Here is a 17,977-nt window from a genome sequence, read left to right on the forward strand (position 1 = left end):
CAGAATGTGAAGGAGTAAACCATATGCGGATCATGTCGCCGGACATCGGAACGCTCCATTTCGTCGGTATTGGCGGCATCGGGATGAGCGGCATCGCCATTCTCCTGAACGCGCTGGGCTATAAAGTACAGGGAACCGATCAGGCGGAGGGCGCGAACGTCGCAAGACTGCGCGAGATCGGTTTGCGCGTCATGGTCGGCCACGCCGCAAAAAACATTCTCTGCGAAAAGGGGGAGCTTCCCGCCGCCATCGTCATTTCCTCCGCCGTGAAATCCGATAACCCCGAAGTCATCGCCGCCCGCGAATCCAAAGTCCCCGTCGTCAAGCGCGCCGAGATGCTGGCCGAGTTGATGCGCCTCAAATCCGCCGTCGCCGTCGCCGGAACCCACGGAAAAACCACGACCACCTCGATGGTCGGACAGATGCTCGACGCCGCAGGCTTCGATCCGACCGTCGTCAATGGGGGGATCGTGAACGCTTACGGCACCAATCTCCGCTTCGGCCAGTCCGACGCGATGGTCGTCGAGGCCGACGAGAGCGACGGAACCTTCACCCGCCTTCCTGCGACGGTCGCGGTGGTCACAAATATAGACCCGGAACATATGGATCATTACGGCTCTTTTGACGAAGTGCGCGAAGCCTACAAACGGTTCGTTCTGAACCTGCCCTTTTACGGCTACGCCCTGTTATGCCTCGATCACCCCGAGGTGCAGGCGCTGGTCCCGCAGGTCTCCCAAAGAAAAATCATCACCTACGGTTTTAATCCTCAGGCCGACATCCGCGCCTCCAATGTCCGGCAGGACGCGAAGGGCAGCACCTTCGACGTCACCTTCGCCGGCTGGTTGAGCCTTGATGGCCGCGATGTCGTGATCTCCGATGTGATCCTGCCGATGCCCGGCCTTCATAACGTACAGAATTCGCTCGTCGCCTTCGGCGTGGCGAAAGAAATGGACGTCCCGCCCGCCACGATGCGAAAGGCGCTCTCGGGCTTCCGGGGCGTCAAACGCCGCTTCACGCGGGTCGGCGAAGTGAACGGGATAGCCATTATCGACGATTACGCGCATCACCCCGTGGAAATCGAAACAATCCTGAAAACCGCCCGCAGCGTTCTTGAGGAGCCGGACGCAAAGATCATCGCCATCTTCCAGCCGCACCGATTCACCCGATTGCAGGATCTCTTCGAGGGCTTCTGCCGCTGCTTCAACGAGGCGGATACCGTCATCATTGCAGATGTCTACGCTGCCGGGGAAACGCCGATCGAAGGCGTAAACAAGGACTCTTTAACCAAAGGAATACACGATCACGGTCACCGCGACTCGCGCTCCCTGATCTCAAAAGAAAATCTGCCGGACATTCTGGCCGAAATCGCCAAGCCCGGAGATTATATCCTGTGCATGGGCGCGGGCGACATCACCTCCTGGGCCAACGCGCTGCCCGCGCAACTCGCCGAAGCAATCGAAAAAAGAAAGGGCCGCGCCGCATGAAAAAGGGAATCCTCGCCGCGATAGGCTCGATCTTCATCGCTCAGCCCGCGCAGGCGCAAAACCTGACTCACGCCGAATTCTGGGACTGGTTCATCCAGAATAAATCCATGATCGAGCAGTACGATAAAAAAACCGAAGCGGTCATGAACGCCGTTCAGGGAAAAATCAAGGCGGTCTACCCCGATCTCTGGTTCGAAATCGGACAGGCGGAGGATAAAGTCTACGAATTCATCATCAGCGCAGGCGGGCTGAAAAGCGCGATCCCGTCGGTGATCGACCTCTATAAGGCCGCGCCGCAAATCCCCGGCTGGCGCGTGATTGCCTTCAAGCCGCGCCATGCCACCCCGATCCTTGACCACGGCGGGATCCGGTTCAACATCGCTGATTTCTATTACCAGTCCGAGTATTACGAAGGCATGACCGACCTGAAGGTCTGCGTCAAAGGCCTGACGAAGGAGAATGAAGATATCTATGGCATGGCCGGATTCCTGTTGCTCGATACGGTGATCGGCGAATACGACGTCATGACCACGCTGGGCAATATCAAATTCGAGCCTCTGCCGCAGGACCGGATAGGTCTGAAACCCCTCTCCGCACTGGCGGCGGAGATTGACGCCCATAAACCCGCGCCGAACTGAGAAAGACATGGACCATGCTCTCCAACCTGAGGAAATTTTTAGTGCGTGAGACCGCTGGTGATGACCGCTTCACGCAAAACGCACCGCTGGGCGCGGAAAGCTGGTTCGGTTGCGGCGGCATGGTGGACCTGCTCTTCCAGCCCGAAGACCTCGACGATCTCGCGCTCTTTCTCAAGGATTCACCCCCTGAAATGCCCGTCACAATTCTGGGCGGCATGGCCAACGTCATCATCCGCGATGGCGGGGTGCGCGGCTGTGTGGTGCGTCTGGGCAAGCCTTTTGCAAATATCGACATCAAGGGAACGCGGATACTGGCCGGAGCCGGAGCGCTCAACGGTTCGGTCGCCGCCGCCGCCGCCAAGGCCGGGATCGGCGGGCTGGAATTCCTCTCCGGCATTCCCGGAACCATCGGCGGCGCCCTCCGCATGAACGCAGGCGCCTACGGACGGGAAGTGAAAGACGCATTGATCGGCGCGTTCGGAGTAGACCGCAGGGGCCGCCCCGAAGCGCTGGTGACCGCAGACATGGATATGTGTTACCGCTATTGCGGCGTGCCAGAGGGCACGATTTTCACCGCCGCCGCATTCGAAGGGACGAGGGAGGACAAGGACATCGTCCGCGCCCGCTTGAAGGACATAAAGGACAAGCGCCGCGAAACCCAGCCGATCACCGAAAAGACCGGCGGCTCCACCTTCGCCAACCCCTCGGAGGAGGAACTGAAAAAGGCAGGCCTCGAACCCGGCCTGCGCGCATGGCAGATCGTCGAAAAGGTCGGCGGGCGCGGCCTGACCATTGGCGGCGCCAAAATGTCTGAAAAACACTGCAATTTCATGATTAATACGGGCAAGGCCACCGCCGCGGACCTTGAAGACCTCGGGGAGGAGCTGATCAGCCGCGCCAAAAACCTGCTAAACCTCGATCTTCATTGGGAAATCCGCCGCCTCGGCGAACGCCTCACCACGTAAAGTTTGCATAATTTCGCGTTCTTGCTTATCCTGCCGCTGGAAAAGGGACAAAACCTATGAATCTTAAAGAAAAAACACCGATGGCGCGGGCCGAATATTACCTCCTCGAAATGCGCGAGGGGCGCTTTCAGGACGAAACCGGAAGCGTGATCTACCCCAACCAGTTCGAAAAGGAAGTGGACACGTTTGAATTTGGCCGCGATGTCGCGCTCATGATTCTCGACACCAAGGACGAGGAACTCAGAGCCTTCGATCTTCTCTTCCTCCTGCAGGGCGTGAACAACGAGATGGAAAGAATGCGTCTGGCTCTGAAGGACAACCGCCTTCATGACGCTTACCGATCTTTTGAGGTCGTTCAGGAGTTCGCCGAAAGCCGCCTTTATGGATTGACAGTCAAGGAGTCGCTCAGCGTCCTCGACCTCACGGAAGAAGACTACAACCAGATGGTCGAATCCTTCACCTTCGTCCGCCGCGCCCTCGCCAAAAAGCAGAAAGCGGCTTTTAACGGCGCACGATAATCCATGTTCCGGCTCCGATCCAAGCCTGAATTTAATACATTATCAGGATTAGAGGACTAACACCTGCGGCGTATCACTCTCCGCCTCTGTTGAATCGCAAGGCTCTATGCTCGCCATCTCGGCCAAACTGATTTTATGCTCACCGCCGCGATAAAGCCCGATCAGATACTGTTCTATCTGTTGGGGTTCAAATCCCCGCCCTTTAAGCGTCCCGGTCAGCTCCCGTACGGCAGGGTCGCTCAGAAAATCTTGAATGTAGTGATCAGGGATTTGGGGGGCGTCAGCAATTTCAAAGGCCTGCCCGAGGCCTTTTTCTTCTAGGTCCATAAAATATACTCCGTTCCGTGGTAGTCTCCGGGAACGACATATATAGAACAAAAACCTTGAGTTCAAGCCGAATTCAGAACAGTTTAAAGCCGCGGAATCCGCTCATAAAGGTCCGGCAGATCATTTTCGATCAGCACCACATCTCCCGGCCTGCGGTCGGCCATCAGCCACGCCTCCGCGTCCTTGAACGTCGCAAAGCTCAACAGCTGCCCCCGCGGCGCATTGGCCCGGTAGGCGGAAACAAAAGTCGGAATCCTCTCCGCCGCCACCGCCAGCACGACATCGCAGGTCCGCGCCGCCAGTTCGCCGATTTTCGTATGCTCGGCATCATGCGCCTCGCCCAACTCCACCATACCCGGCGTAATCAAAATTGTCCGCCCGCCTTCGCGCCTCAAAACAGGCAGCAACTCCAGCCCCGCCGCGAACCCCTTCGGATTCGAATTGAACGCATCGTCGATCAGCAGCCCGCCCTCAAGGTAGGGCTTAACCTCAAGCCGGTGCGTAATCTGCGGGCAGCGTTCCAGCGCCGTGGCGATATCGCGCGGATCAAGACCCAGTTCGGCGGCGCACGCGAACGCCAGCGCGATATTCCCCCCGTGCTGCACACCATACAAAGGCGCCTTCAGCGTATAAGCCTCGCCTTTCCATTTTATCGCGACAACCAGACCGTCTTTCGTTTGCTCAACCGATGAAATCACAAGACCGTTCGTCGCCGCCTCCCCGCACACCGTGAAATGATCCTTGTGCGCGTCGTAAAGTGCCCGTGAGGCATCGAAACCCAGAGTCTGCTCATGCACCGTGACGTGCCCGCCGCGTGAGAGAACATCCTGCGCCAGTTCGAACTTCGCCGCTGCCACAGTATCAAGAGTTTTAAACCGCTCATAATGCGCCTGCCCGATGGAAATAATAATCGCGGCGTCCGGCGGCGTCAGGGCGCACAGCCGCGCAATCGACCCGGGCCCGTAAGCGCCCATCTCCACGACGAAATATTTCGTATTCGGCTCCATCTGCTCGCGGATGACCCGTGTGATGCCCATAACCGTATTGACGCTCCCCGGCGTGATCAGCGTCGGCGCCGCGCTCTTGAGAATATGACCAAGGATATGCTTCACCGACGTCTTCCCGTAAGACCCCGTGATGCCGATGATTTTCGGCTTCACCTCAGAAAGTTTCGCAACCGCCTCGTCGTAAAACTTTTTCTGCACCGCTTTCTCATAGGGCTGGTTCAGCAAGTTGGAGAGAACCAGCATCAGCGGCACCGCCTGCACAGGAAGAATGAGAAACAGCGGATTGAGCGTCAGGAACGGCAGAACGAACAGGCCGGACAGCGCGATGGCCGGAAAGAGAATCCGCTTCGCCCGCGCCGTCAGGACCAGCTTTTTCTTTGAGCGTGTGCGGGGGTCGAGATCGAAATAGGCGGTAGCCCCGAACCCCCCGATCACCGCCAGCGCGGTCAGAAAAGCGGGGAGCAGGAACGCCAGAATCCCCAGCGCCAGCAACCCGCAAGAAAGCTTGATATCGAAAACCTTGTGCTTTTTGATCCACGCAAACAGCCGCTCGTTATTGTAATCGTCCTGCTGCAACGCATGGAGATAGATCAGCAGCCGCTTCCCGGCAAAGGCGAGGAAGGAGAGGAGCAACAACAAAGATAAAGCAATATTCATCAGAACTTCAGCCAAAAAAACGTCATTTATGTCCTAAATTAATAAGCGCCGTGTGTTCACACAACTTGCAAGAGGAAAACTACTGATATCCACGAAAGATGAGCCAGAAAGAGCTGAAAGGGCCGTCTAAAACCCAAACTAACAAGTCCAAAATGAATCAATAGTATTCCCAAAAAAACTAAGAATGTAGAAAACAAATAAAATCCCGCGAATATAGGGCTCGGGCTCTCATTCCTTATTGCTTGACCCATCAAAATCTCGGTCAAAAACTCAACCCTATTAATCCCATATAAGATCAGTAATGACCCCGCCGTGATCCGCAAGTAGCCTCGGTATTTTGCTGTGAATTGTAGCAACCCCATTCAGACCCTCATGCTGTTGTGACCACCCTCACCAGATCACTCACCGCCTTCACCGCCTGATGCCGCCCGCTGGTCAGAACGCTGTAATGGTCCAGCCCCTCCAGAATCAGAAGCTGCGCGTCCGGCATCAAGGCTTGATACCGCGTCCCGAACTCCGGCGGCGTTTCGGTGTCATTCGCCCCGAACACCAGCCGCACGGGGCAGCGCACGGTCCGCGCGTTCTCGCTCAGATCCTCATTCACCGTGCGGATGAAAATGCTCCGCATCGGCCCGGCCTTTTTATAATCCGCGCTGCCGAACTTGGACAAAATTATCTCCCGCATCTCACCCTGCGGCAAAAACACCTTGAGCATTTTAAACAGCTTGATTCGTAAATAAAAATACAGCCGCTTGAGAGGAGGGCGCTTGCGTTTTAGCCCCGCCGCGGCAATCAAACACAGCCCCTTCACCCGCTCGGGATATTTCGCGGCCAGCCGAATCCCGACCCGGCACCCGAACGAATGCCCGACCCAGATCACCGGCGGAAAATTCTGCGCCGCCAGCCACGAAGCGACCGCGTCCGCATACTCTTCTGTTCCCCAATGCTCGGGCGGTGGCGGCGATTCCCCGAATCCGGGAAAATCGATCAGGAGATGCGTTGCTGTTTTCCGTAAAGTTTCCATCATCGGCAGGAACGCCGTATGATTCTGTCCCCAGCCATGCGCCCAGACAATCACGGGCGCATCCTTCCCCGCCTCATCGAGCCGCAGATATGAAAATTGAGCGCCGTTGGAAAGTAAACTTTGCACGCCGAATCCCTTTTAAGGAATCATATTTTCTGGTTAATATGGAGCGCATAAAGTAACATGATGCGCTTCCTTTCCAAGTCTTACACGACCTCAACACCATGTCACAGTCCAAAAATACAACAAAGAAACGAGTCGCCGTCTTTTTCGGCGGACGCTCCCCCGAACATGACGTCAGCGTGGTCAGCGGCCTGCAGGCGCTCAACGCCATCGACCAGTCGAAATACGCCCCGTTCCCGGTCTATATCGCGCCTGACGGCGAATGGCTGGTCGGCGATCTGCTGCGCGAACGCAGCAGTTATATGCTCGACGCCAACGCGATGAAACAGGTGACGACCGTAACGATTGACGTCAGCGCCAACCGCAAGGGTGTCCTGATCCCCAAAAAAGCCGGACTGTTCGGCGGTGCAAAGCCAATGGAGTTCGACGTTGCGCTACCCGTTTTCCACGGCCTGATCGGCGAGGATGGTAATATTCAAGGACTTTTCGAGTTGGCCAACATCCCCTACACGGGAATGCGGACCAAGGCCTCGTCCATCCTGATGGATAAAGTCGCCACCAAGCATTTCATGCACGCGCTCGATATCCCCTATCTGCCTTATGCGGTCCTCAAACGGCCGGAGCAGGGATATCTGATCCCCGAGGAAAAGCTGGACGCCGTCCTCAAGCCTCTGGGCTATCCCTGCATCGTCAAACCCTCCCACCTCGGCAGCTCCATCGGCGTCGCCAAGGTCCGCGACGCGCACGAGGCGAAGGCGTGTCTTCCGGCGATTTTCGAATTCGATCCTGTGGCCATCGCGGAGCCGTTCGTTGAAAACCTTGTCGAATATAACGTCGCCGTCTCGAAATGCTTCGAGGGCAAAACCGTCACCTCCGCCATCGAACGCCCGAAGGCCAAGGACGAACTGCTGGACTTTAAGCAAAAATACCTCTCCGGCGGCGGCACGAAGGGGGCAAAAGGCGGCACAAAATCACCCGGCCAATCCAGCGAGGGGATGCTCTCCCTGACCCGCGAGATCAACCCCGACCTGCCCAAAAAAACCGATAACGACATCCGCACATGGGGTTCGCGCCTGTTCGACGCTCTGGACGGTACCGGCGCACCGCGCATCGACTTCATCGGCAACGCGAAAACCGGGCAGGTCTGGATGAACGAGGTCAACCCGTGCCCCGGCTCTTTGGGATATTTCCTCTGGGAGGCCGCCGCCAAACCGCAACTCTTCACCGATTATCTGACCGCCCTGATCGAGGAAGCCTTCACCGAAAACCGCAAACTCGCCCTGCCGCGTGATCCGGTGCCCAGGGATGCCCGCCTCTTCAAGCGGACGTCATAGAGGGCATCATGGCGCGCTCGTCCAAGGGAACCCGACGCTCAGACATCCGCCGCCGCCGCGCGGGCGAAAATCCGCGCCTGATCTGGCTGCGCCGCGCCGCCATCGCCGGCGGCTCGGTGGTCTTCGTTCTCTGGCTCGGCGCGTGGTTTATCCTGACCGGAACCAGCACGAAGACCTATAACTGGATCGGGCAGAAAGTCTTGATCGCCACCGCAGACATGGGATACTGCGTCAAGGATATCCTCGTCGAGGGCCGCGTCAACGCCGACCGTGAAACCCTTCTGGAAATTCTCGCGATCGACCGCGGCGACCCAACGTTTAAATTCGACCCGCAGAACGCCAAACTCAAACTTCTGGAAATGAGTTGGATTCGCTCCGCGCACGTCGAGCGCCGCCTGCCTGATACGATTTATATCCGCCTGCAGGAGCGCACCCCCATCGCCCTCTGGAAAAAAACCGCGCAGGACAAAATCGAACTGGTGGACGACGCGGGAACCACCATCAGACCGGATGACCTGCGGACCTTTATGAATCTTCCCATGGTGACAGGCGAGGGCGCCCCCGCCCGCACGCCCGAGCTTCTCTCCGTGCTCGAAGCCGAGCCGGAGATTAAGGAACGTGTGGATAACGCCCAACTCATTGAAAACCGCCGCTGGAACCTGCTGCTCAAAAGTGGCGCGGTGGTTAAATTGCCGGAATCCGATGTGGGTCTGGCGCTCAGGACGCTTGCGCTCTCGCAGGAAAAAGAGCAGATTATGGACTGGGATATCAGCGCGATAGACCTCCGCGATCCGGGCCGGATCATCTTCAGGACCAAACTGGGCAAGGTTAGGGAATACAAGACGGGACTCGGTCTCGCCCAGGCCTTGTAAGGGTTTTGAAGGCATTATGGCGCTTATACCGCGGTTTTTCTTGCGTTGGTCAACGGCAAAATTGTATGTAAAACCCATGAACAAGGGCAAAACCAAACCCAGAGGCTCCGTTCTTGCCGCGCTCGACGTCGGCAGCAGCAAGGTCGCCTGCTTCATCGCTCGCGTGGTCGATGATGAGGGGAACTTTGAGGTTCTCGGCGTCGGCCACCGCCCCTCCCAGGGGGTAAAGAACGGTCTTGTGGTCGATCTGGACGAAGCTGAGGCTGCGATCCGTCAGGCTGTCCACGCCGCCGAAAACATGGCTGCTGCCGAACTCAAGGGCTATCCGTTGCGCGAGGTGATTGCGAACGTCTCCGGCGTTCACGTCCGCTCCGACGGCCACAGCGTCGATGTGGAGATCAACGGCCATGATATCGCCGATAACGATGTCCTCCGCGCCCTCGCGCTCGCGCAGGAACGCGCCGCGACCAACGAGCATGAATTGATTCACACCATCCCCACTTTTTTCCGGGTGGACGGCCATGACGGCATCCGCGATCCCCGCGGCATGGTCGGCCAGAATATGCAGGTGGACGCCCACCTGGTGACGGGCGAACGCGGCGCATTGCGGAATCTGGCCACCAGCATCGAGCGCAGCCATCTCGACATTTCCTCCTTCTGTGTCTCGCCTTACGCGGCGGGCCTCGCCAGTCTGGTGGAGGATGAACGTGACCTCGGCTGCACGGTGATTGATATCGGCGGCGGCGTCTCGTCCTTCGCGGTTTTTCACGCGGGCTACATGATCCATTGCGATTCCGTTCCCGCCGGCGGCAAGCACGTCACCAGCGATATCGCCCGCGTCCTCGTCACCTCCCTGACCGACGCGGAGCGCCTCAAGGCGCTCTACGGCAGCGCGATTGCCTCGCACACCGATGAGTCCGACATGATCGACGTCCCCGCGCTGGGCGAGAACGAACGCAGCAAGCCCAACCTCGTTCCCCGCGCCCTCCTGATCGGCATCATCCAGCCGCGCTTCGAGGAAATCTTCGAAATCATCCGTCAGAAACTCACCGACACGGGCCTTGGCAAGATCATCGGTCGCCGCGTGGTCCTGACCGGCGGCGCCAGCCAGACCCCCGGCCTGCGCGAACTCGCGCAGCACGTGCTGGACAAGCAGGTGCGCCTCGGCCGCCCCATAAGACTTCAGGGTTTGCCCGACGCCGTCAGCGGCCCCGCCTTCTGCACCGCTTCGGGCCTTCTCACCTACGCCTCCGAACATTCCGGCGAAATGCCCGCCGAGATCATGGCCAGCGTCCGCCCCGAATCCCTCGTCCAGCGCGCAAAACTGTGGCTAAAGGAAAATTGGTAAGCCTATTTCATTCAACAAAGCTTTCCTTGCTCTATCCTCTTGAAAATTAACTTCGGACAAACAATTTTCATTTACATTCGCAAGCGGGAGCATAGAATCAAACCGCACCCTCGGGTCCGTGTGTAAGTCACTCGATTGTTTATGTAAAAAAAGTATGAGCTACAATCTCAAAGGCCTCTCCGGTCTGGTCGTGTCAGACCACGACTCGAACCGTAAAATGTTGACGAACATCCTCAAGGTTCTGGGCATCAAGGATCCTCAGATCGCCACCGATGTCGTCATGGGATTCCGTATTTTCCGGGAGGGGAAGTTTGACTTCGTCCTTTCCGAGATCAAGGATGGCCGCAACGACGTCATCGCGCTCGCCGATTTCATCCGCAAGGACGAACGCTCGCCCAACCCCTTCGTCCCGATCATCTCGACCGCCGGCCCGGCCACGAAGCATTTTGTCGAGGCCGCCCGCAACGCCGGGGTCAACGAAATGATCATGGCCCCCTATACCGTCAGCGATATCGGTCAGATGATCGCCTATGTGATGACCGAGGCGAGTAAGACCAGCCAGGTCAAGACCGCGAAATACACCGGGCCGGACCGCCGCCGCCGTCAGGATCCCGCCTTTATCGGCCCCTTCCGCCGAACGGGCGACGAACTTCTCAAGCAAAGCGTCGAACGGGCGCAGGCCATGCAGACCGAAGCCCAGAAAAAGGCGCAATCGGCGGCAGTCAAGCAACCGCCCAAGGAAATGGACTGGGTCTCCGAAGGCGAGTCGCAGGATCTGACCAAAATGCTGCTGGAGAATTTCCTCAAGCATCACGAAATCGTCTTCTCCAAACTGAAATTCGCGCAAGGTGCGACCAAGCTCAGTCTCGACAGTATCCGGGAGACCTATGAGGGCGTGAAGGGCCGCGACGCGACCAACATTCTGGAGTTCAAGAATTTCGACAAAATGTGGGAACAGATCATCGAAATGTTCGTGCAGGGCGGCCTGAGCGAAGACGAGATTTTCAAGATCGAGGACGTCATCACCACGATTCCCCCCGACATCAAGCAGCACTACAACGAACTGACCGCGCAGGACAAAACCTTCATGACGCTGGTAGAATCGCTGAATGTTTCGGCTTACAAGAAAGCCAAGCAAAAAGTCGCCGAGTTGCAGGCTCAGCCCAACATCATGACCGGCCTGACCAAAACCGATTACCAGCAGGCGATCGTCAAGGACAGCGAGGAGAAAAAAGGAGGCGGGGATTCGAAGGCTGCCGCGGTGCAGGTCGCCGCTCCGCCCCCGAAAAAGCCCGAACCTCCGCGGGAGGAAAAGGTGTTGCGCTACGACCGGGACGGCAACCTGATCCGCTGATCTTTAACGTTATTTTATATTTTCCCCAAGTTTTCCCGCCTTTTCCACCCGACTTGCCCACGCGGATATCCACAACATTTTGGATGCAGACTTTTCCACGGTCACAAGCTTTGGTACGCAAAATAAAAACGTGGGTGAAATCCGTGGTTTAGCAGAATTATTTGCGAAACGCTGTGAAGCGGTGATAGTCTCTAAAGAACAGAAAACGCTTACGAATCAGTGGATAGCGCAGACTGTGCCTCTTTTAACTTCTCAGAATCTTCCATAGACTTTCCTCAATTCCAACCGAACATCCAATTCCTCAGGGGTTCACCAAAATGATCAATATTAAAATCAAACCGTCCGAACTTCACGCGCTCGCTCCCAAGATCGCTGTCATCGGCATCGGCGGAGCCGGGGGCAACGCCGTCAACAACATGATCTCTTCCAATCTGGAGGGATGCGAATTCATCGTCTGCAACACGGACGCACAAGCCTTGCAGGGGTGCCTCGCGCAAAACCGCGTGCAGCTCGGCGTGAACATCACGGGCGGTCTGGGCGCAGGCTCGAAGCCTGAAGTCGGGCAGGCCGCAGCCGAGGAAAGCCTTGAGGAAGTTATGCAGTATCTGGAAGGCGCCAACATGGCCTTCATTACGGCGGGCATGGGCGGAGGCACCGGAACGGGCGCCGCTCCGGTTATCGCCAAGGCCTGCCGGCAGCAGGGGATTTTGACCGTAGGCGTTGTCACGAAGCCTTTCCACTTCGAGGGCGTCCACCGGATGGATCAGGCCGACCGCGGCATTGAGGAAATGCAGGGCTACGTCGATACGCTGATCGTCATCCCGAACCAGAATCTCTTCCGTATCGCCAACGAAAAAACGACCTTTGCCGAAGCCTTCCGCATGGCCGACTCGGTCCTGCAGTCCGGCGTGCGCGGCGTGACCGATCTGATGGTCCGTCCCGGCCTGGTCAACCTCGACTTCGCCGATATCCGCACCGCGATGCTCCAGATGGGCAAGGCGATGATGGGTACGGGCGAGGCCACGGGCGAAAAACGCGCCATTCAGGCCGCCGAGGGCGCGATCAACAACCCGCTCCTCGACGAAGTCTCGATGAAGGGCGCACAGGGCGTCATCATCAACGTCACCGGCGGCTACGACATGACGCTGTTCGAAGCGGACGAAGCCTGTAACCGCATCCGCGACGAAGTCGATCCGAGCGCCAACATCATCTTCGGCGCAACCTTCGATGAAAGCATGGAGGGATCCATGCGCGTCTCCATCGTCGCGACCGGAATCGACAAGGAAGCCCGCAAAAGCAAGATTTTCGGCGGATCGGGTAAATCCGGCGGCGTAAAATTGCCGGAGCAGGGGGCGGCCGCCCCTTTGGACCGCGCCCAGCCGAAGGCGGAATCCTCCGCCGCAGCCTCGCAGACCCGTGAATCCGGGATCGGTGCTTTGACGGGAAGGGAAGCTGTGAAATCGCTCAAGGCACCCGTCTCGATCACCAGCAAGAAGTATGTGCAAACACCGCAACCGCCGCAGGCGCCGTTTCAGGAGCAGGTACCCGTCGCGAACGAGCCTTACGAAATCTATGAACAGGCAGAATTTCCGGTGGCAGCCACAGGAACAGGCCCGACGGAAACGTCTATGGCGGGGAATACGATCCTGCGGGGCTCGACTTACGGCAACGCCTTTATCCCGCCGAGACCCGTCGAGGTCGATTACGGCGGTGCTGAAGGTTCGGCTGCGCCGCATATCTCCAGCTTCCACGGTGCCCATATCGCAGAAACCGGAACGGCGCAGGATATTTCTGCCGCCACTAGCCGCGTTCAGGCAGGCAAGGCCAAGCGTTCGCCCTCTCTCTTTGAGCGGATCACGGGAACGGTTCAGCAGCGCCTCGATAGCCTGCGCGACGACGAAGCCGATGAAAAACCTCAAGGTCGGTTTACATCCGCGCCCAAACATTCGCTTACGGGCGAACCCTCGCAGGGCAGTCTGAACATCAGCGCTCCGGCCAAAAAACCCGGCTCGAAGATTGATGACGAGCTGGATATCCCGGCCTTCCTGCGGCGTCAGGCGAACTGATTTCTCCTCACCACCATGATATAAGGAAGAAGCCTTGAAAAAGGCCTCTTCCTTAATATTTTGATTCACAAGATAAAAGCAGGGTAGAACTGTAACAATCCGTTACAAACCGTGATTTGATGCAGCGCAGCGTGAACAGTACACTCCAGTCAGAAGTATGAGCATAAATTATAACAATTTTTAGCGCCGCCAATGTCCCAAGCCCATCAGACCACCATCGCAAAAAGAACGACTCTTCAGGGCGTCGGCCTCCACTCCGGTCGTTTCACCTCCATGACCCTGATCCCCGCCGGAGCGTATCAGGGCATCGTCTTCGTGCGCTCAGACGTCGCGCAGGCCGAAAAGATCATCCCCGCCCGTTGGGACAATGTTGTGGACACGCGCCTGTGCACCGTGGTCGGCAACGCCGAGGGCGTCACGGTCGGCACCATCGAACACCTGATGTCCGCCCTTTGCGGCTGCGGCATAGATAACGTCATTATAGAAATAGACGGCCCCGAAGTCCCCGTGATGGACGGCAGCGCCATGCCCTTCGTCGAGGCGATAGAAGCGGCCGGAATGAAAACCCTCGCGGCCCCGCGCCGGGCGATCCGCGTGATGCGCGAAGTCACCATCGAAAAGGATGGAAAATCCGCAACCCTCAAACCCGCGGACGGCAGCATCTACGGCGGCGAAATCGAATTCGGCCACGCCGAAATCGGTCGCCAGACCTTTAAAACCAGCCTTCTGAACGGCAATTTCCGCCACGACATCGCGCAGGCCCGCACCTTCGGCTTCCTGCATGAGGTTGAAGTCCTCCGCACGCAGGGTCTGGCCCTCGGCGGCTCGATGGACAACGCCATCGTTCTCGGTGACGATAAGGTGCTTAATCCCAGCGGTCTGCGCTTTGCCGATGAGTTCATCCGCCACAAGCTTCTCGACGCCATCGGCGATCTCTATCTCGCGGGCGCACAGATCATGGGCGAATATCACGGCGTCAAGGCCGGCCACGCCCTGAATAACGATCTCCTGCACGCCCTCTTCGCCTCCGATGAAAACTGGGAATGGGCGGAGACGTCTGAATCCACCGCTGCGGGCGAACGCCTCCGCCGCGCCGCGTGATCTGTTTTCCCTAAAAAAATCATAATTTCATCCGCAAGTTTTTTTGCGGATAGTGGTGGGCTCTTCCCTTGTCCGCTATGGGCTTTTGTGCTTAGTACTAAAGGATCGGAATCACCGGAGACTTGAATGTCCTTCAGAAGAATAATCCTGTCTTTCTTTATGGTTGCTCTGCTGGCCGCCTGCTCCGGCGATGGCAAGAAAAAGGAGCAGCAGGAGCCGCAGCCCGCCGACACCCTCTACCAGAAAGCCGCGAAGGCAATGGAGGAGGAGGATTATAAAAACGCCACCAAATTCTTCGAGGAGGTCGAGCGCCAGCATCCGTACTCCGATCTCTCCTCGCGCGCGCAGCTCATGTCCGCCTACGCCTCGTATCTCGATCAAAGGTATAACGAAGCGGTTGTCGGTCTGGACCGTTACATCGAACTCCACCCCGGCGCACCGGATGTCGATTACGCTTTCTATCTGAAGGCCATGTCCTATTATGAACAGATTTCCGACGTCCGCCGCGACCAGGAAATGACCGTCGAGGCGCTCAAATCCCTCAACACCCTGATCCAGCGTTTCCCGGCCAGCGAATACAGCCGCGACGCCGAACTCAAGCGCGATCTCGTCCTCGATCACCTTGCGGGCAAGGAAATGGAGGTCGGTCGTTATTACCTCAACCGTAATCATGTCAATTCGGCCATCAACCGTTTCCGCAGTGTGATAGTGAATTTCCAGACCACAACCCACGTCCCTGAAGCCCTGCACCGGCTGGTCGAAAGCTATATGATCCTCGGCCTTGAGCATGAGGCGCTGCAGGTCGCGATGGTCCTCGGCCACAACTATCCGGGCAGCAGCTGGTACGAGCGCTCCTATGCGCTCCTGACACCCGCCCTGCGGCAGAAACTCAATGATGACCGGGGCATCGTCTCCCGCACGCTCGACAGTATCCTCAAGCCGGATTGACGGGACGCCATGCTGACCCATCTGCAGATTAACGATGTGGTCCTGATTGAAAAACTCAAGATTGAGTTTAAAAGCGGCCTCTGCGCGCTGACGGGCGAGACAGGTGCAGGAAAATCCATCCTCCTGGATTCTCTGGGGCTGGCCCTCGGCGCCCGCGCCGAAACCGGATTGATCCGCAAGGGCGCGGAGCAGGCCTCCGTGACGGCGGTCTTCAGAATCTCGGAAAATCATCCGGCTGTGAAAATCCTTCAGGATGCGGAAATCGAATGCGAGGAGGGCGACTTGATCCTCCGCCGTGTGATCGGCAGCGCCGGAAAAAGCCGCGCCTTCATCAACGACCAGCCCGTCAGCCTCAATCTTCTCCGCACCCTCGGCCAGACCCTCGTCGAAATCCATGGTCAATTCGACAATCACGGGCTTATCAGCCCGCAAACCCACCGCGCCATCCTCGATGATTATGCGGGCATAGGCCCGGACGTGGCCAATCTCTGGACCGCCTGGAAAGATGAACGCGAAACGCTTGAGGAGATGAAAGCTTCGGTCGCCCGCGCCCGTGCCGAGGAATCCTTTCTCCGCGCCGCGCTCGAAGACCTCGACGCGCTCGAACCGCGTACAGGCGAGGAGGGGACGCTCAGCATCCTGCGCGAACGCCTCATGCACCGCGAGCAGGTACTCGAAGCCCTCAACGCCGCACATGAACTTCTGAACGGCGAAAACGACCCCGTCCGCCGCGCCTGGAGCCTGCTGGACCGCGTCTCCGATAAGATCGGCGGCGAGTTGCAAAAGGCGATGGAATCCCTCGACCGCGGCTTAAACGAAATTCAGGAGGCCGCTGCGGTCATCCGCGACCTGTCCGAGGAGTTACAGGACTCCGACCACGATCTCGCCGCCATCGACGAACGCCTGTTCGCACTGCGGGCGCAGGCGCGTAAACATAATAGCCAGCCCGACGAGTTGCCGCAGGTCCGCGAATCTCTCGCCCGCAGACTGTCGATGATCGGGCAGGGCGAAGACAGCCTCGCCGCGCAGGAAAGGGCGGTGGAAGCCGCCCGCAAATCCTATATCGCCGAGGCCCGCAAAATCTCCGCCCGCCGCTGGAAATTTGCCGCGGAACTGAATGCCCGGGTCCAGCGCGAACTCGCCCCCCTGAAGCTGGAGAAGGCCCGCTTCGTGACCAGCATCGAAACGCTGGAGGAATCCGACTGGGGGCCGCACGGTCTCGACCGCATCGCCTTTCTGGTGGCCACCAACCCCGGCGCCGATCCCGGCCCGCTGCATAAAATTGCTTCCGGCGGCGAAATGTCGCGCTTCATGCTGGCCCTCAAGGTCGTCAGCGCACAGGCGGGCAGCACCCACAGCTTCATCTTCGACGAGGTGGACACAGGGATAGGCGGCGGCACGGCGGATGCCGTGGGCGAACGCCTCTCAAGATTGGCGAAGGAAAAGCAGGTGCTTGTGGTGACCCACGCCCCGCAGATCGCCGCCCGCGCAAAACATCACTGGGTTGTGGAAAAATCCGGGGATGAAACGGTGAGTACAACGATTACCCCGCTCGAATCTCGCGCCCAACGGGCGGAGGAAATCGCAAGGATGCTCGCGGGAGCCGTCATCACGCCCGAAGCCCGCGCCGCCGCCGAAAGCCTGCTCCGCACCGGAACGGACTAGCACGATGGACCAGCGGGTCAGCCTCATCACGCTCGGTGTGAAGGACATCAAAAAATCCCGCGCCTTTTATGAGGCTTTGGGCTGGACCCCCGTCAAGCACGAACATGGCGACAGCATCGTGTTTTTCCAATGTCTCGGCATGGTTCTGGCTCTCTATCCGCACGATCTTTTGGCGGAGGATGCGGGCGTTTCCCCCGCGAAAAAAGATGAATTCTCCGGCATCACGCTGGCCTATAACGTGAACGGCAAGGAAGAGGTTCACGCCGCCGTCGAACAGGCCCGCAAGGCCGGCGCGAAAATCCTCAAGGAACCGCAGGACGTCTTCTGGGGCGGCTACCACAGCTACGCCGCCGACCCCGATGGCCACCTCTGGGAAATTGCCTTCAACCCTTTCACTTTGATCGACGGCAAGGGGCAGTTTATGATGGAAAAGTGCGACGACTAAACCAATAATAGCATCCCCGCGCAGACCTTTCATCCCGGCCCCCTTTGTCATCCCGGCGCAGGCCGGGATCCACCCCGACCGTATGCTCGGTGGATGCCTGC

The 17,977-nt window shown here is 58.2% G+C and carries 16 protein-coding genes; 13 read left to right on the top strand and 3 right to left on the bottom strand.

Features of this window, described 5'->3' with window-relative positions; translation table 11 throughout:
• The first annotated feature begins 23 nt into the window (after positions 1 to 23).
• The 4 genes from IPN28_05610 to IPN28_05625 are packed head-to-tail and all read left to right on the top strand — an operon-like array spanning position 24 to position 3,605.
• Positions 24 to 1,484 carry a UDP-N-acetylmuramate--L-alanine ligase gene (locus IPN28_05610; GenBank protein QQS58294.1) on the top strand — a complete coding sequence of 487 codons (1,461 nt, stop codon included), beginning with the start codon at positions 24 to 26 and terminating at the stop codon, positions 1,482 to 1,484.
• On the top strand, positions 1,481 to 2,122 hold the full coding sequence (locus tag IPN28_05615; GenBank protein QQS58295.1) for a hypothetical protein: 642 nt from the start codon (positions 1,481 to 1,483) through the stop codon (positions 2,120 to 2,122). Before IPN28_05610 ends, IPN28_05615 begins: the two co-directional genes overlap by 4 nt.
• 14 nt (positions 2,123 to 2,136) lie before the next feature.
• Entirely contained in the window at positions 2,137 to 3,087 is a 951-nt protein-coding gene (murB, locus tag IPN28_05620; protein QQS58296.1) for a UDP-N-acetylmuramate dehydrogenase, read from the top strand.
• Positions 3,088 to 3,143: 56 nt separating this feature from the next.
• Positions 3,144 to 3,605 carry a hypothetical protein gene (locus tag IPN28_05625; protein QQS58297.1) on the top strand — a complete coding sequence of 154 codons (462 nt, stop codon included), beginning with the start codon at positions 3,144 to 3,146 and terminating at the stop codon, positions 3,603 to 3,605.
• Positions 3,606 to 3,653: 48 nt separating this feature from the next.
• Here the strand turns inward: IPN28_05625 and IPN28_05630 are convergent, their stop codons facing one another.
• The 3 genes from IPN28_05630 to IPN28_05640 all read right to left on the bottom strand — a co-directional run bounded on the left by IPN28_05630 (position 3,654) and on the right by IPN28_05640 (position 6,746).
• Positions 3,654 to 3,932 carry a hypothetical protein gene (locus tag IPN28_05630; protein QQS58298.1) on the bottom strand — a complete coding sequence of 93 codons (279 nt, stop codon included), beginning with the start codon at positions 3,930 to 3,932 and terminating at the stop codon, positions 3,654 to 3,656.
• Positions 3,933 to 4,015: 83 nt separating this feature from the next.
• Positions 4,016 to 5,611 (bottom strand): UDP-N-acetylmuramoyl-tripeptide--D-alanyl-D-alanine ligase, encoded by a 1,596-nt coding sequence (locus IPN28_05635; protein ID QQS58299.1) that lies wholly within the window; start codon positions 5,609 to 5,611, stop codon positions 4,016 to 4,018.
• A 355-nt stretch (positions 5,612 to 5,966) separates the two neighbouring features.
• Positions 5,967 to 6,746, bottom strand: coding sequence for an alpha/beta hydrolase (locus tag IPN28_05640; GenBank protein QQS58300.1), 780 nt, complete (start codon positions 6,744 to 6,746; stop codon positions 5,967 to 5,969).
• Positions 6,747 to 6,844: 98 nt separating this feature from the next.
• Here IPN28_05640 and IPN28_05645 point away from each other — a divergent pair, with 98 nt between their 5' ends.
• The 9 genes from IPN28_05645 (at position 6,845) to IPN28_05685 (ending at position 17,876) form a co-directional block, all read left to right on the top strand.
• The gene (locus tag IPN28_05645; protein ID QQS58301.1) at positions 6,845 to 8,077 is read left to right on the top strand and encodes a D-alanine--D-alanine ligase; all 1,233 of its coding nucleotides are present in this window, start codon (positions 6,845 to 6,847) and stop codon (positions 8,075 to 8,077) included.
• 8 nt (positions 8,078 to 8,085) lie between these two features.
• The gene (locus IPN28_05650; GenBank protein ID QQS58302.1) at positions 8,086 to 8,949 is read left to right on the top strand and encodes an FtsQ-type POTRA domain-containing protein; all 864 of its coding nucleotides are present in this window, start codon (positions 8,086 to 8,088) and stop codon (positions 8,947 to 8,949) included.
• A gap of 76 nt (positions 8,950 to 9,025) precedes the next feature.
• The gene (gene ftsA, locus IPN28_05655; GenBank protein QQS58303.1) at positions 9,026 to 10,297 is read left to right on the top strand and encodes a cell division protein FtsA; all 1,272 of its coding nucleotides are present in this window, start codon (positions 9,026 to 9,028) and stop codon (positions 10,295 to 10,297) included.
• A gap of 154 nt (positions 10,298 to 10,451) precedes the next feature.
• Positions 10,452 to 11,651, top strand: a complete 1,200-nt coding sequence (locus tag IPN28_05660; protein QQS58304.1) for a hypothetical protein — start codon at positions 10,452 to 10,454, stop codon at positions 11,649 to 11,651.
• A gap of 317 nt (positions 11,652 to 11,968) precedes the next feature.
• Positions 11,969 to 13,717 carry a cell division protein FtsZ gene (gene ftsZ / locus IPN28_05665; protein ID QQS58305.1) on the top strand — a complete coding sequence of 583 codons (1,749 nt, stop codon included), beginning with the start codon at positions 11,969 to 11,971 and terminating at the stop codon, positions 13,715 to 13,717.
• Between the two features lie 192 nt (positions 13,718 to 13,909).
• Positions 13,910 to 14,818 carry a UDP-3-O-acyl-N-acetylglucosamine deacetylase gene (locus tag IPN28_05670; protein QQS58306.1) on the top strand — a complete coding sequence of 303 codons (909 nt, stop codon included), beginning with the start codon at positions 13,910 to 13,912 and terminating at the stop codon, positions 14,816 to 14,818.
• A 126-nt stretch (positions 14,819 to 14,944) separates the two neighbouring features.
• Positions 14,945 to 15,766, top strand: a complete 822-nt coding sequence (locus IPN28_05675) for an outer membrane protein assembly factor BamD (protein QQS58307.1) — start codon at positions 14,945 to 14,947, stop codon at positions 15,764 to 15,766.
• 9 nt (positions 15,767 to 15,775) lie between these two features.
• On the top strand, positions 15,776 to 17,431 hold the full coding sequence (recN, locus tag IPN28_05680) for a DNA repair protein RecN (GenBank protein ID QQS58308.1): 1,656 nt from the start codon (positions 15,776 to 15,778) through the stop codon (positions 17,429 to 17,431).
• 4 nt (positions 17,432 to 17,435) lie between these two features.
• Entirely contained in the window at positions 17,436 to 17,876 is a 441-nt protein-coding gene (locus IPN28_05685; protein ID QQS58309.1) for a VOC family protein, read from the top strand.
• The last annotated feature ends 101 nt before the right edge of the window (positions 17,877 to 17,977 follow it).

The organism is Alphaproteobacteria bacterium, from assembly GCA_016699735.1.
Classification (GTDB): domain Bacteria; phylum Pseudomonadota; class Alphaproteobacteria; order Micavibrionales; family Micavibrionaceae; genus JAGNKE01.